Here is a 15,226-nt window from a genome sequence, read left to right on the forward strand (position 1 = left end):
TGCGCGGCGAGGGGAACGGGCAGAGGCATTTTCACAGTCGACTACCAGCACTTCCTGCCCGCCTCAAAGTGGTCCGGATTCAGCGCGTGCGTACAATGGCGGTTTGAACAGCGAGCAGGCCAGTCCTTTTCAATCAGGTCCCGCTCGCGTGACCACGTATCCAACCCGAAAAGGAAGCACAACGTGTTCGGACTGTCCAAGCTGCTGCGCGCCGGTGAAGGTCGCACGGTCAAGCGCCTTTCCAAGATCGCGGACGACGTTCTCGCCCTCGAGGACGAATACGCCGCGTTGACCGACGACGAGCTCAAAGCGAAGACCGTCGAGTTCAAGGAAGCGCTGGCGGACGGGAAGAGCATGGACGACATACTGCTCGACGCGTTCGCCACCGCCCGCGAGGCATCGTGGCGCGTGCTGGGACAGAAGCACTACAAGGTGCAGATCATGGGTGGCGCTGCTTTGCACTTCGGTTCCGTCGCCGAGATGAAGACCGGTGAGGGCAAGACCCTGACCTCGGTGCTTCCCGCCTACCTCAACGGGTTGGAAGGCAAGGGCGTCCACATCGTCACTGTCAACGACTACTTGGCGCGCCGCGACGCGGAGATGATGGGCCGTGTCCACCGCTTCCTGGGGCTCGAGGTCGGAGTCATCCTGTCCGACATGCGTCCGCCGGAGCGCAAGCAGGCCTACGCTGCTGACATCACCTACGGCACCAACAACGAGCTGGGCTTCGACTACCTGCGCGACAACATGACAAAGTCCGTCGACGAGATGGTGCAGCGCGGCCACAACTTCGCCATCGTGGATGAGGTCGACTCGATTCTCATCGACGAAGCCCGCACCCCGCTCATCATTTCCGGTCCCGTGGACGGATCCAGCCAGTTCTACACCGTCTTCGCCCAGCTCGCTCCGCGCATGCGGGAAGGGATCCACTACGAGGTGGACCAGCGCAAGCGCACCGTCGGCGTGTCCGAGGAAGGCGTGGAATTCGTCGAGGACCAGCTCGGCATCGACAACCTCTACGCGCCGGAAAATTCCCAGCTGGTCAGCTACCTCAACAACGCTCTGAAGGCGAAGGAGCTCTTCGAGCGCGACAAGGACTACATCATCCGCAAGGGCGAGGTCCTCATCGTCGACTCGTTCACCGGCCGCATTCTGCCGGGCCGACGCTACAACGAGGGTATGCACCAGGCCATCGAGGCCAAAGAGGGCGTGGAGATCAAGAACGAGAACCAGACCCTGGCCACGGTCACGCTGCAGAACTACTTCCGCCTCTACGAGAAGCTGGCTGGCATGACCGGTACCGCGGAGACGGAGGCCGCGGAGCTCAACCAGATTTACAAGCTCGGTGTTGTGGCGATCCCGCCGAACAAACCGAATATCCGCCAGGACAAGGACGACCTGATCTACAAGACCCAGGAAGCGAAGTTCGCGGCTGTCGCCGAGGACATCGCGGAGCACGTGGAGAAGGGCCAGCCGGTGCTGGTGGGCACCACCTCCGTCGAGCGTTCCGAGTACCTGTCCCAGCTGCTCACTCGCAAGCACATCAAGCACAACGTGCTCAACGCGAAGCAGCACGAGGAGGAAGGCCGCATCATTGCCGAGGCGGGCCTGCCTGGCAACGTCACGGTGTCCACCAACATGGCGGGCCGCGGCACCGATATCGTGCTTGGCGGCAACCCCGAGGTCTTGCTCGACGCGAAGCTCCAGGAGCAGGGTTTGGACCCGTTCGAGGATGAAGAGGCGTACCAGCAGGCGTGGGACGAGCAGCTGCCGAAGGCGAAGGAGCGTTCCAAGCAGCTTGGGGACGAAGTGCGTGAGGCCGGCGGCCTCTACGTCATCGGCACCGAGCGGCACGAGTCCCGCCGCATCGACAACCAGCTGCGCGGCCGTTCCGGCCGTCAGGGCGACCCGGGCGAGACCCGCTTCTACCTCTCCATGCGCGACGACCTCATGGTCCGTTTCGTGGGTGCGTCCATGGAGAACATGATGAACCGTCTTAATGTCCCCGACGACGTGCCCATCGAGGCGGGCATGGTCTCCCGCTCCATCAAGGGCGCTCAGTCCCAGGTGGAGAACCAGAACTTTGAGACCCGCAAGAACGTGCTCAAGTACGACGAGGTGCTCAACGAGCAGCGCAAGGTCGTCTACCGCGAGCGCCTGGAGATCCTGCAGGCGAAGGACATCAAAGACCAGATCCGCAGCATGATCGACGACACCGTTGGCGCGTACGTCGACGGCGCCACCTACGACGGCTACGTCGAGGACTGGGACCTGGACGAGCTGTGGAATGCGCTCGACTCCCTCTACGGCCCGACCGTCACGCCGCAGGAGCTTATCGACGGCTCCGAGTACGGTTCCCCGGGCGAGCTCACCTCCTCGCAACTGCGGCAGGCTGTGCTCGACGACGCCCACCGCTCCTACGACCAGCTCGAGGACAACGTGATCTCCATTGGTGGGGAGGACCAGATGCGCAATGTCGAGCGCATGGTGATCCTGCCTATCATCGACACGAAATGGCGCGAACACCTCTACGAGATGGACTACCTCAAGGAAGGCATTGGTCTCCGCGCAATGGCGCAGCGCGATCCTCTGGTTGAGTACCAGAAGGAGGGCGGCGACATGTTCAACGCCATGAATGACGGCGTGAAGGAAGAGACTGTCCGCCAGCTGTTCATGCTGCGCAAGCAGTTCGAGCAGCAGGAGCAGCAGCCGACCGCGCAGGCCTAATCCACTCCGGGTCCGGCTTCTCCCACCGGCTCGCGGTCACAGAACCCGGAATGACACGAGGCGGTCTGCTTTGATGCGCGCCACCCACGCGTAGCGCGTTCCAGCCGAGACCGCGGTGCCGAAAAATTCCTGGCCGCGCTGCCGGCTGGTGGCCACGCGCACATGACCGGGTGGAAGACCACCGATTCGCCGCGCCCTGACGTACGTTCGGACCATCGGTGCGAAAGCCCGTTTCTGTAGCGCGCGGATGTCCCGGATCCCGAAGGTGGCATCTAGCGCCATCGTGATCAGCGGGGACGTGACTAGCGGGTCGTCGATCGGGCGCGCCGTGCGGTGGACCGGTGGCGCGGATCGTGAACTGGCAGGGGTTGGGAGTAGCACTTTCAGGTGCGTGTGGCCAGGAACGGGGTAGTACAACGAGCTGAACCTCCGTGGTGTGCGCAGCCGGGAACAGTGATTTCCGGCGCTTCACCCCGGGGGCGGACGCGGCGTGGGCTAGGTAGTATTGTGCCAGGATCCGGACGGGTTGTCCGGAATAATCGACCGCCCACGGTCTACTGCAGTAGACAGTGGGGCGGGCCGCGAGAAGAAGCCGCGAGAAGAAACAGAAACGGGGTCGTTGATGCAGGGTTTGATTGTGGACTATGCCGGAGTGCTCGACGTGGACGGTGAGGACGTGCAGCGCTGGCAGGCGCTTTTCGCTGCTCTCAAGGAAAACGAGATCAGCACCGCCATTTTGTCCAATGACCCGGGCGGCTCGGAAGCAGACGCGATCCGCGAATGGGAGTTCCGCGGACACGTCGATGCCGTCGTGCTCTCCGGTGAGGTCGGAGTGGAAAAGCCGGAAAAGGCGGCCTTCCAGGCAGCGGCGGATGCGATCGGCATGCCGCTGGAGGAGTGCACGATGATCGACGACGACATTCTCAATGTCCGCGGCGCGGTCGAGGCCGGCTTGGTGGGTATTCTCCACACCGCTTTCGATCGCACTGTTGTGGAGATCCAGTCTCTTTACGGCATCGAGGGCGAGTTCTAGTGCGCGTCTACATTCCCGCCACCTTTGCCATGCTCAAAGAACTCGACGCGGACGGCTCCATTCACGCCCGTAGCGGGTGGGGCTTCGCGGCCACGCCTGCGTTGACCGAGTTCTTCACCTCCGGCGACGAGGAGGAGATTGAGGCCGTCGCGTTCGACGACGCCGCGCTGGCTTCCCTGCGTTTGCTCGCCATCGGCGACGAACCGGATTTCCCGCACCGCCGCGTGGTCATTTCTGCTGACGTAGATGCCGTGCCCCAGCCGGAGATGGGCGAGTCCGTGGTCAAGCTTTCAGCCCCCGTCACCCTCGAGGACGTCGCGGCGATCCACGTGGACATCGCCGACGCTGAAGAAGCGACCAAGCGCGCCACTGAGCTTATCGACGCCGCCGATCTCGGCGACCAGGACGCCGAACTCGCCGTGGGCGATGCACAGGACAACTACCTGGCGTTCTACGACCCGACTGAGTTGCCCTTCCTCGTCGATTTGCTCTAGCCACCCGCTGCTCGTCGTCGCCCGCCGCTGCCTGGCACCGCTCGTCGCCCCTAGTCGTACGTCGTCTCGTTGATCCGCAGCGCTTCAAGCAGGCGCCGAACGGCTTGGACGCGCCGCCCGATGACGGAATCCGGGTCGAATTCATCCCACGCGCATTCAGGGTCTGCTGGAGGCCCGGCGTGCGTGCACCCGCGCGGGCAGCGTTCCGCCGCCTCCGCCAAGTCCGGGAACGGAGCGATGACTTGCTCGGGTGACACGTGCGCGAGACCGAAAGAGCGGATGCCCGGGGTGTCGATGATCCAGCCGCCGTGCGCACCCGTTGCGTTCTCGGTTCCCTCCACGCCGCCCCTGTCCGGCAGCTCCAGTGCCACAGACTGAGTAGAGGTGTGGCGGCCCTTGCCCACGCCGGAGACTTCGCCGGTCTCCCGGTTGGCATCCGGCACAATCCGGTTGACCAGCGTGGACTTTCCCACACCGGAATGGCCAATGACTGCGGACAGCCGCCCTTCAATGCGGTTCATGAGCGGCGCTAAGTCGTCGTTGATGCCGGTGCGCAGCACTTCTACGTCCAAGTCGGCGAGCTCGGACTCGAATTCCCCCGGATCCGCCAGATCCGACTTGGTTAGGCACACCACGGGAGTGACACCGCCGACGAAAGCAGCGACTAGCGCGCGTTCGACGAAACCGGTGCGCGGCGGGGGATCAGCCACAGCGCAGACGATGAGGAGGATCTCGGCGTTGGCCACGACAATGCGTTCGTAGGGGTCCGTGTCGTCGGCGGTGCGGCGCAATTCCGAGGCGCGTTCTTCGCGTTTGACTATGCGCGCGAGCGTGTCCTTCGTGCCGCTGGTGTCACCGACAACACCGACGCGGTCGCCGACTTCGATGGAGGTGCGTCCCAGCTCCCGGGCGCGCATGCACACCACACGCGTGCCGTCTTCCAGCACCACGCTCCACCGGCCGCGGTCTTTGGTGATCACGAGTCCCACTACGGCATCCTTGTGCTTGGGGCGGTCCTTCGACCGTGGGCGCGACCCCTTGCCCGGGCGGACCTTCACGTCCGATTCGTCGTAGCTGGAGAAGTCCCGTCCGCCGCGCCTAGCCATGCAACATATCCGTCCACATTGTGTCGAAGCCCGGCAGTGTCTTCGCCGTGGTGCCGATGTCCTCGACCACCACATTCTCGGTAGTCAGGCCGACGATCGCCCCGGCGGTGGCCATGCGGTGGTCGGCATACGAATGCCAGGTGCCGCCGTGCAGGGGAGCAGGGGAGATCTTCAGGCCGTCGGCACGCTCCTCGCACTGGCCGCCGAGGCCGTTGATTTCCGTGCTGAGCGCCGCGAGGCGGTCTGTCTCATGCCCGCGCAGGTGGGCGATACCCGTCAGCACGCTCGGTGTGGATGCCTGGGCGGCCAGCGCTGCGACGGTGGGGGTGAGCTCGCCGATGTCGCCCATGTCCAGCTCAATGCCCGTCAGCTCACCACGCGGCGGGCCAGTGACGGTGAGGGTGGTGTCGCCGTCGTCGCCTTTCTCGCCGCTGTTGCTCTCAAGCCGCACGTCGCAGCCCATGCGCTCCAGAATCTCCCGGATCGCGTCGCCCGCCTGGGTCGTCTTCGTGGGCCAGTGCGGGAGGCTCACAGTTCCACCCGTCACAGCGGCGGCGGCGAGGAACGGCGTCGCGTTGGACAGATCCGGCTCGATCACCCAGGTGCCGCCTGCGATCGGGCCCGGGTGCACGGTCCATTCGGTGGCACTGGAATCGACCCGCACGCCCGCTTCGCGCACCATCTCCACCGTCATCTCGATGTGGGGTGCCGATGGGAGCCGGTCACCGGTGTGGACGATGTGCAGTCCGTCGCGGAATCGCGCGCCCGCCAGCAACAGGGCGGAGACGAATTGGGAGCTCTTGGACGCATCCATTTCCACCCTGCCGCCCTTCGCCGAACCAGTCCCGTGGACGGTATAGGGCAGGGCGTCGCCGTTGACCGCCACTCCCGCGCTGCGAAGCGCGTCGAGCACGGTGCCGACGGGACGCACCCGTGCCTGCTCGTCACCGTCGACGTGAACGTCGCCGTCCGCGAACGCGGCGACAGCCGGAATGAAGCGCATCACGGTGCCAGCCAAACCGCAGTCGATCGCGGCACCGGTCAGTTGGCCCGGCGTTGCCGTGACGCGGTCGCCCTCCGTGCTGAACGCGACGCCCATCGCCTCGAGCGCGCCCTGCATCAGGTCCGTGTCGCGGGAGCGCAGCGCTCCGATGAGTGTGCTCGGCTCCGCGGCGAGAGCGGCGAGCACATACGCCCGGTTCGTGATCGACTTCGACCCGGGCACCACCACAGTGCTGGTGAATGGTTCGGGGTGAAACGGCGCTGGCCACAATTGCGTCATGCGGGCCATCCTACCGAGCCAGCCGCAGGCATAATGGGTAGGCATGTGCGGACGCTTCGTTCTCTTCACCACCGGCGACGACCTCATCAGCGCAGTCGGTGCCCTCCCCGGCATCACGGAAGTCACAGCCCCCGACGGCACCCCGCCAGCGCGCTACAACATCGGGCCCACACAGCAAGTTCCGCTCATCCGCATCAACGCTTCCGAGGCGCTTATCGACGCCGCCCGCTGGGGCCTCCTCCCCACCTGGAAGAAGGACGAGACCGGCCCGCCCCTATTCAACGCCCGCGGTGAGACCGTCGCCGAGAAGCCCTCGTTCCGCTCCGCCTTCAAAGACCGCCGCGGACTCATGGTCCTGGACGGCTACTACGAGTGGAAGCAGGACGCGTCGACGAAATCCGGCAAACAACCCTATTTCGTCAAACCGGAGGAGGGCCTGCTCTACGCCGCGGCGTTGTGGGAGACCGGCCTGGACAAACTGTCCACCACGATGGTGACCACCGAGGCCGCCGAGAACATGACGTGGCTGCACCACCGCCTGCCTCTTTTCTTACGCGAGGACGAGATCGAGCAGTGGGTTCACGGTTCTCCCGATGAGGCCCTCGAACTCGTCCAGCCCTCCCGCATCGCCGAGCATCTCCAGTGGCGCCCCGCCGCCCAAGAAGTGGGCAATATCCGCAACGAATACGCCGAGCTCGTCGGCGACGGCCCGATGACGCAGGAGCCAGTGGCGTAGGAAACCGTCTAAGCCCTGCCTAAGCCCCGATGTCGGCGAACTGCGCCCCAGTGAGCTCAGCCAGATCAGTGGGGGACATCGCGATGGACAATCCGCGTTGGCCCGCCGAGACGGTGATGGTGGGGGTGTCGCGAACGGAAGCGTCGATAAGCGTGGGCAACTGTTGTTTCGTGCCCAACGGCGAGATACCTCCCACGATGTACCCGGTGAGACGCTGCGCGGCCTTCGGGTCCACCATCTCCGCGTTCTTCCAACCGAGTGCCTTCGCCGCGTGCTTGAGCGAGAGATGCCCGGCGACCGGGACGCAACAAATCGCGTTCTCGCGCTCGTGGTGGATGACCAGCGTCTTGAGTGTCTGTGCCGCGTCGAGCCCCAGCTCCTCCACCGCGTGCTCTCCGAAATGGTCCGTGCCCGCGGTGTAGCTGTACACCTCGTGCTCCACTCCCGCTTTCTGCACAATCTCCAACGCATGAGTCTTCGCTGCCATGCGGGCAAGCCTAGTCCCGCCACCCGCCCGCTAAGATGGCACCCATGCCCGGACAAGACCTCGAACAGCGCTTCACCGAGGAGGCGATGCCGCTGCTGGACCAGCTATACGGCGGTGCGCTACGGATGACGCGCAACCCCCAAGACGCCGAAGACCTGGTGCAGGAAACCTACCTGAAGGCCTTCAAAGCGTTCGACAGCTACAAAGAAGGCACCAACCTCAAAGCGTGGCTGTACCGGATCATGACCAACACCTACATCAACTCCTACCGGAAGAAGCAGCGCCGGCCCCTGGAAACCTCCGCCGAAGACGTCACCGACCGGCAGCTCTACACCACCAGCTCTCACGACTCGACCGGACTCCAGTCCGCCGAAGTCGAAGCGCTGAAAAACCTGCCGGACACCCAGATTGCCGAAGCCATGAACTCGCTTAACGACGACTACCGCATGGTCGTCTACTACGCCGACGTCGAAGGTCTCGCCTACAAGGAAATCGCCGAAGTGATGGACATCCCCCTCGGCACCGTCATGTCGCGCCTCCACCGGGGAAGAAAACAACTCCGCGAATTGTTGAAGGATGTGGCGAACGAACAAGGTATTGGTCTAGAAGATCTACAGGAGCAGAAATAATGGGCGACTGCAATATCGAGCCGGCACGCGCACACGCACTACTCTGCGAATACTTCGACCCCGACACCCCCCACGCGCGCGTGACCGAGATCCGCGAGATCATCGAGACCTGCCCCGAGAGCTTCGCATGGCTACAGTCCGAGACCGAGATCCGCCAGATCGTCCGCCGCTGCAACTGCCAAGACCAAGCCCCCGAGGCGTTGCGACGGCGCATTGTGCAGTCCATTTCCATCTCGTACACGCGCTACGAGTAGAGCGTTTTCTCGGCCCTGCTGCTCGGCGTCTTGCTTGGACCTGGTTCTTGTCTCTCCGCGTCGCGCTGCCCGCCCCTTTTTCGCGAACGGTAACAAGCAAACGGTAACTTGGCTCTTTTTCGCCCTCTTATATCGCTCAACGGCAACATAAAGGACTAGGGTTACCGTTTGATTGTTACCGATTGAAAGTTACCGTTTGCAGGAGAGCGGCATTTTCCTAAACAACGCGAAACTCCCCTCCGCCTGTGCATTTGCACCGGTGAAGGGGAGTCTCTATTGCGTTCAACGCTTATGCGTTGGGGCGCTTGCCGCGGTTAGCGCTCTTCTTGCGGCGGTCCTTGCGCTTACGACCACGCTTGCTCATAACGACCTCCTTGGGCCAAAGATATGGATCTGATCTAACTGTCAGTCCACTTTATCGGGGACGTGCCCGGCAACGGTAATTGGTCTACCTTGAACCGGCTGATCGTGTGGGCCGGGCTGGTCCAGCTGCGCTGTGCGCGATGCGTCTTCGGGGCTTATGCGGAGATGCGCTGGCGGTTACGCTGCTTGTTGCGGCGCTTGAGCGCGCGGCGCTCCTCCTCGGACAGGCCGCCCCACACGCCGGCATCCTGGCCGGTCTCCAGAGCCCACTTCAAGCACTGGGAGGTCACCGGGCAGCGGTGGCAGACCAGCTTCGCCTGCGCGATCTGAGTGAGGGCGGGGCCGGAGTTACCGACCGGGAAGAACAGTTCGGGGTCTTCATCGCGGCAAATTGCTTCGTGGCGCCAATCCATGGTGATCAGTACTCCTTCTAGGTCTTCAAATAGTTCGTGCGTCGGATGTCGTGAAATGTCATGAAGCGTGCACACCACTAACAAGCCCGTCGACGCGCACAGGAATGAAGCGCGCATGGCGCGACAATAAGAACCTGGCGTGGGTCAGGGTTTGCGCAAGCAGATGATTTCCGGTGATGAGCGGGCGGTGTTCCCGGTGGCTTCGGGACCCGTCTTCCGTTTACCGGAAGTTAACTCCGTGGTGGCTTGGAGTTAGCGGCTAGGTAACTAGCTCGTTGTTTTTGCTACCCGAGAATAATGGCACGTTTACATATATCGCGCTAGAGGTAAACGCCAAATTGTGACACGAATCATAATTTTTGGCCCACATTTCGAGGTCCGCGACGTGCCAGGAGTTTCATCCCTGTGGGTGTGTTTACGTCAAAAATACTGTGAGCTGGGCGGATCGTTCTTTCCGCGGAGATCGGGTCGCGAGCGCTTCGTCAAATCGCCGATCCATTAATTCTGCTGTGAGGAGCATGCTTGCGCGTCGTTTCCGGCTGCGGCTTTAAGATGATGGCGTGAATACGACAGGCCATGAACAGAAGATGCCCGCCCCTGCGCCCGATACCGCTGCTGTGCGCGCTCAGGCTCCCGCGCCGATGAAGGCTGCCGCCGTGATGGCGGTGTTTGAGGGCGTTGTGGCCATCGGCTACGGCATCTACCTAGCCGTTAAGCAGGTGAGCACTGGTGCGGACGAGAACCTCGTACAGTCCGATACTTCCGCCTTCGCGTTCGTGGGAATCGGAACCGCGTTGTTTATTCTGCTCACGTTCGGACCGATGGCGTATGGCGGAATCAACATTCTCCGCGGGAATCAGTGGGGGCGCAGCATTATCGTGTTCATGAACGCTCTCATGGTCGCGATCGCTTTCTACATGTTCAGTGGGGGAGCGGTTGGGCTCGGTGCGGTCACTCTTTTTGCTGCGGCGATCACTCTAGTTTGTGCGCTGCACCCCGTATCCACTGCCTGGGCTACCGCGGCATTTGATGCGCGACGGGGCAAGTAGGAGCTACTGGACGAGGTCGAGCACGGCAATGTCGGTGCCGCGCTTCTCCACTACGGTCGCGCCGGCGGAGCTGATGGAGACCGGACCGGAGTAGCCGTGGCGGTCAACTGGGATGACGCGGTCGATGGTGTTGGTGTCCCAGTTGGCAACGGCGATCCCCTGCGGGGTGGGGTAGATGAGGCGGTCCCCGGCGCCGAAGCCGGTGCCCACGGCGTCGGGGAAAATTGCGGTCACCGCGAGGTTAGCTGGGTCGAGGAGCATGAGATTCTCGCCGTCGAAGTAGCTCATGTAATGGGGAAGGTCGGCGACTTCTGGGTTGGCCACGCCGGTCGGGGAGGCGGAGAGGAGATCAGATTGGGGGACCTGAGCGTTGGCTAGCTCGTTGCCTTCCTGGTTGAAGGAAGCAACTTTCGACGAGGTCGGGTCGTAGACCGCTGCGGCGTCTTCGCTGACGGCGACGAGGTAGGAGCCGTCTGTGATGTGGACGGACTGGGTGATCTCCGGTTTACGGGAATCCTCCGGGGTGGCTTTCTGCATGCGCAGCCAGGAGCCGTCGTCGCACTTCTCGGTGACGGCGTAGAACTCCTTGCGGGTCAGTGCGGAGGTGCGGGTGCAGGCCTCGTTTGGCTGGAAATCCGGTTCTTGCGGTGCTTCGACTTCGCCGTATTCGACGGTACGGACGAGGTCGGAGCGCCAGATCTCTGTGCGCGCGGGTGCGACGTAGCCGACGCGGTCGTTGGAGGAGATGATCTCCACCTCGTCCGGCGCGATTGCGGAGCGGGTGTGAGAGTACTGGCCGGTGGAGGCTTTGATGGACACCACGTCGCCGCAGCCGATACTGGTGCGGTAGACGGCTACGACTTCATCCCATGCCGAGGCCATGCCGCACAACTCCGGCTTGCGGGTGTACGACCACTTCTCTTCACCGTCCGGGGTGAACCCGGAGATGGTGCCGCTGCTCTTGTCGTAGGTGACAATCAGGCCGGCGATTGTGAGGGGGTGGGGGGAAGGGGCGTCGTCGTGAAGCTGTGCCCCCTCTGTGAGGGACTGCGGCGTGATGGCGAGCATGCCGCCGTTGGGGATCTCCTCCGCGGCGGGGGTCAGGTGGTCCTGGCGGATCGGCGCGGTGATGAATGCGATGAGCAGGGCGATGACGGACACGGCGGCGATCACGCCGGTGGCAATGAGGTCGCCGCGGGTGCGGCGCAGCGGAGCTTTGCTCATCGACGCCTCCTCTTTGTTTCGGTTCGGTTACGGTCGCTGTCGCGACGCTGGCTCCGGGGGCGGCCACCGGACCGGCCGCGTGGCCGGTTAGTATCGGCACCGTGCTTCTGCCGGGTACCGGAAACCCCGTGAACGTGCCGGGCGGGGGCGACGGTGGAGCGGGCATCCTCGGGAATGTTGAGGGCCTCGTGTAGCTCGGGGGAGGTAGAGAACCAGGTCGGGGGTTCGGGCATATCCAGGGAGAGCTCGTCGCTGATGAGAGTCCACTTGGCGCCTTCGTCGAAACCCACGAGCGTGACGGCGGTGCCGGTGCGGCCTGCGCGCCCGGTGCGCCCAATGCGGTGCACGTACGTCATGGGGTCGTCCGGGGTCTGGTAGTTGATCACGTGGGTCACATCGTCGACGTCGATGCCGCGGGCGGCGACATCAGTTGCAACGAGGATGTCCACTGTGCCGCTGCGGAAAGCGTTCAGCGATTTCTCGCGGGCCTCCTGGCCTAGGTCGCCGTGGACGGAGCCCACGGAGAAACCTCGGCCGGCGAGATCCTCGGCAACCTCTGCGGCCGTGCGTTTCGTGCGGGTGAAGATGATGGTCTTACCACGGTCGTCCGCCTGCAGAATGCGTGCGGTGACCTCGGGTTTGTCCATCCTGTGGGAGCAGAACACCACCTGCTTGGTGGTGTCGTGCACCTGGGAGGATTCGGTGGCCTCCGCTCGGATGTGCAGCGGTTTGTTCATCATGGACCGGGCAAGGGTGAGAATCTGCCCCGGCATGGTGGCGGAGAACAGCATTGTTTGCAGCGGCTGGTTCAATGCGCCCCAGAGCTTCTGGATGTCGGGCAGGAACCCCAAGTCGAGCATCTCATCGGCCTCGTCGAGGACGAGAATGGCCACCTGGCTCAAGTCCAAGTCCCCGCGCTGGTGGAGGTCAAGGAGGCGGCCGGGGGTTCCCACCACGACATCGACACCGTCGTTCAAGGCGGAGATTTGTTCGTCGTAGGGGCGGCCGCCATATAACGTCGATAAGCGGATGGGGGTGTGGGACGCTGCGAGCGTGAGGTCTTCTCCGACCTGGACGGCGAGCTCGCGCGTGGGTGTGATCACGAGTGCGCGGGGGGTGCCGTCGAGTTCGGCGATGGCGGCGTCGTCGAAGACGCGGTCCAATAATGCGACTCCGAAGGCCAATGTCTTGCCCATTCCGGTGCGGGCCTGGCCAATCAAATCACGGCCGGTCAGGGCGATGGGGAGGGTGAGCTCCTGGATGGAGAAGACGCGCTCGATCCCGTTGTCCGCGAGCGCCCCGACGATCTCTGCGGCGACGCCGAGCTCGGCGAATGTCGGCGGCTGCGTGGGCTGCTGTACAGAACGATCGGGCACGTGAACATCTTAACCGGCCCTCGTTACAATATGACCATCGCCGACGACGGCAAGAACAATGAAGCTGAACATTGAAGATGAATGAGTAAAGGACGAACACGCATGGAAATCAAGATCGGTCTGGCAGACTCCCACCGCGAACTGTCCATCACTTCCACGAAGGGGCAGGACGAGCTTTTCGGCGAGATCACGCAGGCGATCGAGTCCGGTGCTTCCACCGTCACTCTCGACGACGAGCGCGGCATGAAGTACGTCGTGCGCGCCGAGCGCATTCTTTATGTCGAATTGGGAAACTCCACCCCGCGTGCTGTCGGGTTCTCCGGTTAGACCCGGGATACATTGAACCCATGACCTATCACCCCGACGGCCGCATGGACGGCGAAGATAGACCCGCCAGCCACCGGGGGGCGAGTGCCTCGAAGGGCTCGACTAGTTCCGCACTGGCGCGTTTTGTGGACACATACGGGTGGCGCGCTTACGCCATTCCGGTCCTTGCGGTGGTGACAGCTTTGCTGATCTGGAGCATCGTGAACACCCCGGCGGGGGAGACTGTCGGGGAAACCTCGCGGGCACCCCAAGGGGCGATGGGCCACAACGGCGGGCAGGGCGCGACTGTTCCGGACATGCCCGAAGGTAGCGTGGCCCCCACGGGGCTTCCGCCTGGCGGGCCGTTCACCGAGGAGGGCAAAGGCACGTTCCGGCCCGTAGGTGAGCTGGGGATGTCCGTGGGTGAAGGGCAGGAGAAGGTTGTCCGTTTTTCCACGGAGGTGGAAGACGGGGTGGACACATCCAGCTTTGGTGGCGACGACTCGTTCGCTGCTCTCGTGGATGCCACCCTGGCTGACCCGCGCGGCTGGACCAACGATCCGAAATTCCGCTTCGAACACGTCTCCGCCTCCGACAACCCGGACCTCCGCATCCAGCTGACCTCGGTGGGGACCACCCGCGAGGCGTGCGGCAATGACTTGGGGTTGGAGACATCCTGCCGCTTGTTCACGGAAAAGGATGGCGATCGGGTGCTCATCAACGAGTCCCGTTGGGTTCGCGGTGCCGCCCCGTACAACGGCGATTTGGGCATGTACCGCCAGTACTTGATCAACCACGAGGTCGGGCATTCGCTGGGGTACGCCGGGCACGAGCCCTGCGATGGCGACGGCAAGCTGGCTCCGATCATGATGCAGCAGACGCTCAGCTTGAATAACAAGGAGTTGTTCCAGTTGGCGCCGGAGGAGGTCTACCCAGACAACAGCGACACCTGCAGCGCAAACCCGTGGCCGTACCCCCGTCCGACGGTCTAACAGCTGAAAGAAGAGGTGTGCGATGGCTATTCCGGGGCATGTGCTGACGTCCTTCCAGGCAGACGAGTCCCAGGCTCAGCCGCTCGGCCCCGAGTGGGGCAATGGGGTGCGCTTCGGCCGGATTGTCATCGCAGGGGCGCCGGCGCACGCGGCGTGGTCATCGAAGGTGCGCGAGAAAATCACGGTTCCGGGGGTGCGCGTCGCTCGCCCGGTCCGCGCCACTGACGGCCGTTTCATTGTCGCCGGTTACCACGCCACGGATTTCGTCGAGGGGGAGCCCGGGCACCGCGTGGACGAAGCGGTCGCGGCGGCACTGCGTTTTGACGATGCGATGTCGTACTTTCCCGTCCCCTCCCTGGACCGCGACGACGTGTGGGCGCAGGCGGACCGCGATACGTGGAGAGGTCACACGGACGGGAACAAGAAGCTTCAGATCGTCCACACGGATTTCCTCGCTTGCTGTCTGTTTGCCGGCTCGTTGCCGCCCGCGCTCACGGATTTCGTACCCGCCGCAGCCGCGCGCCCCCACGGTTACAGCGCGGCGCTGACGCTTATCGACGGCCTCTTGGCCGACGCCGTCGACAACGCCGTGCTGAGCAGGTGGTCGCACGTTCCGGACCTATTGTTCCTGTGCGAGCGCGCCCTTGATTACCGGGAGAAACTGAATGCGGAATTCGGCGGAGATTCGAACATGGGGGCGAAAATTGATCGCGTCCGCAACCTGCTTGTGTCCGGGGTGGATGCCACACTGTAGG

At 63.6% G+C, this 15,226-nt stretch carries 16 protein-coding genes; 10 read left to right on the forward strand and 6 right to left on the reverse strand.

What is annotated here, in order from left to right:
• The first annotated feature begins 183 nt into the window (after positions 1-183).
• From secA to QYQ98_RS08255, 3 genes are all read left to right on the forward strand, one after another.
• The gene (secA, locus tag QYQ98_RS08245; protein ID WP_302006384.1) at positions 184-2,727 is read left to right on the forward strand and encodes a preprotein translocase subunit SecA; all 2,544 of its coding nucleotides are present in this window, start codon (positions 184-186) and stop codon (positions 2,725-2,727) included.
• A gap of 622 nt (positions 2,728-3,349) precedes the next feature.
• The gene (locus tag QYQ98_RS08250; protein ID WP_302006385.1) at positions 3,350-3,760 is read left to right on the forward strand and encodes an HAD-IA family hydrolase; all 411 of its coding nucleotides are present in this window, start codon (positions 3,350-3,352) and stop codon (positions 3,758-3,760) included.
• On the forward strand, positions 3,760-4,254 hold the full coding sequence (locus QYQ98_RS08255; protein ID WP_302006386.1) for a hypothetical protein: 495 nt from the start codon (positions 3,760-3,762) through the stop codon (positions 4,252-4,254). The genes QYQ98_RS08250 and QYQ98_RS08255 overlap by 1 nt, the downstream gene beginning before the upstream one ends.
• A 50-nt stretch (positions 4,255-4,304) precedes the next feature.
• Here the strand turns inward: QYQ98_RS08255 and rsgA are convergent, their stop codons facing one another.
• Both rsgA and aroA read right to left on the reverse strand, forming a co-directional pair.
• Positions 4,305-5,360, reverse strand: a complete 1,056-nt coding sequence (gene rsgA, locus QYQ98_RS08260) for a ribosome small subunit-dependent GTPase A (RefSeq protein ID WP_302006387.1) — start codon at positions 5,358-5,360, stop codon at positions 4,305-4,307.
• On the reverse strand, positions 5,353-6,651 hold the full coding sequence (aroA, locus tag QYQ98_RS08265) for a 3-phosphoshikimate 1-carboxyvinyltransferase (protein WP_302007741.1): 1,299 nt from the start codon (positions 6,649-6,651) through the stop codon (positions 5,353-5,355). The genes rsgA and aroA overlap by 8 nt, the downstream gene beginning before the upstream one ends.
• A gap of 34 nt (positions 6,652-6,685) precedes the next feature.
• On the opposite strand from aroA, the gene QYQ98_RS08270 reads away from it, so the two are divergent.
• Positions 6,686-7,378, forward strand: a complete 693-nt coding sequence (locus QYQ98_RS08270; protein WP_302006388.1) for an SOS response-associated peptidase — start codon at positions 6,686-6,688, stop codon at positions 7,376-7,378.
• Positions 7,379-7,397: 19 nt separating this feature from the next.
• On the opposite strand, the gene ybaK is transcribed toward QYQ98_RS08270, so the two are convergent.
• Positions 7,398-7,865: a Cys-tRNA(Pro) deacylase gene (ybaK, locus tag QYQ98_RS08275; RefSeq protein WP_302006389.1), complete on the reverse strand. Its 468-nt coding sequence runs from the start codon at positions 7,863-7,865 to the stop codon at positions 7,398-7,400.
• Between the two features lie 44 nt (positions 7,866-7,909).
• Here ybaK and QYQ98_RS08280 point away from each other — a divergent pair, with 44 nt between their 5' ends.
• Together QYQ98_RS08280 and QYQ98_RS08285 are read left to right on the forward strand one after the other, a co-directional pair.
• Complete coding sequence (locus QYQ98_RS08280; protein WP_302006390.1) at positions 7,910-8,494, forward strand: sigma-70 family RNA polymerase sigma factor; 585 nt, start codon at positions 7,910-7,912, stop codon at positions 8,492-8,494.
• Entirely contained in the window at positions 8,494-8,748 is a 255-nt protein-coding gene (locus QYQ98_RS08285) for an anti-sigma factor (protein ID WP_302006391.1), read from the forward strand. Before QYQ98_RS08280 ends, QYQ98_RS08285 begins: the two co-directional genes overlap by 1 nt.
• A gap of 518 nt (positions 8,749-9,266) precedes the next feature.
• Here the strand turns inward: QYQ98_RS08285 and QYQ98_RS08290 are convergent.
• Positions 9,267-9,524 (reverse strand): WhiB family transcriptional regulator, encoded by a 258-nt coding sequence (locus QYQ98_RS08290; RefSeq protein ID WP_302007743.1) that lies wholly within the window; start codon positions 9,522-9,524, stop codon positions 9,267-9,269.
• Positions 9,525-10,084: 560 nt separating this feature from the next.
• On the opposite strand from QYQ98_RS08290, the gene QYQ98_RS08295 reads away from it, so the two are divergent.
• Complete coding sequence (locus QYQ98_RS08295) at positions 10,085-10,573, forward strand: hypothetical protein (protein ID WP_302006392.1); 489 nt, start codon at positions 10,085-10,087, stop codon at positions 10,571-10,573.
• A 3-nt stretch (positions 10,574-10,576) separates the two neighbouring features.
• Here the strand turns inward: QYQ98_RS08295 and QYQ98_RS08300 are convergent, their stop codons facing one another.
• Together QYQ98_RS08300 and QYQ98_RS08305 are read right to left on the reverse strand one after the other, a co-directional pair.
• Positions 10,577-11,797: a hypothetical protein gene (locus tag QYQ98_RS08300; protein ID WP_302006393.1), complete on the reverse strand. Its 1,221-nt coding sequence runs from the start codon at positions 11,795-11,797 to the stop codon at positions 10,577-10,579.
• Positions 11,794-13,173 (reverse strand): DEAD/DEAH box helicase, encoded by a 1,380-nt coding sequence (locus QYQ98_RS08305; protein ID WP_302006394.1) that lies wholly within the window; start codon positions 13,171-13,173, stop codon positions 11,794-11,796. The genes QYQ98_RS08300 and QYQ98_RS08305 overlap by 4 nt, the downstream gene beginning before the upstream one ends.
• A gap of 102 nt (positions 13,174-13,275) precedes the next feature.
• Here QYQ98_RS08305 and QYQ98_RS08310 point away from each other — a divergent pair, with 102 nt between their 5' ends.
• Genes QYQ98_RS08310 through QYQ98_RS08320 form a run of 3 tightly spaced genes read left to right on the forward strand, consistent with a single transcriptional unit; the run spans position 13,276 to position 15,225 of the window.
• Complete coding sequence (locus tag QYQ98_RS08310) at positions 13,276-13,500, forward strand: DUF3107 domain-containing protein (RefSeq protein ID WP_302006395.1); 225 nt, start codon at positions 13,276-13,278, stop codon at positions 13,498-13,500.
• A 20-nt stretch (positions 13,501-13,520) separates the two neighbouring features.
• The gene (locus QYQ98_RS08315; protein ID WP_302006396.1) at positions 13,521-14,471 is read left to right on the forward strand and encodes a DUF3152 domain-containing protein; all 951 of its coding nucleotides are present in this window, start codon (positions 13,521-13,523) and stop codon (positions 14,469-14,471) included.
• A 22-nt stretch (positions 14,472-14,493) separates the two neighbouring features.
• The gene (locus QYQ98_RS08320; RefSeq protein WP_302006397.1) at positions 14,494-15,225 is read left to right on the forward strand and encodes a hypothetical protein; all 732 of its coding nucleotides are present in this window, start codon (positions 14,494-14,496) and stop codon (positions 15,223-15,225) included.
• Position 15,226 lies beyond the last annotated feature (1 nt).

The organism is Corynebacterium sp. P3-F1, from assembly GCF_030503635.1.
Taxonomy (GTDB): domain Bacteria; phylum Actinomycetota; class Actinomycetes; order Mycobacteriales; family Mycobacteriaceae; genus Corynebacterium.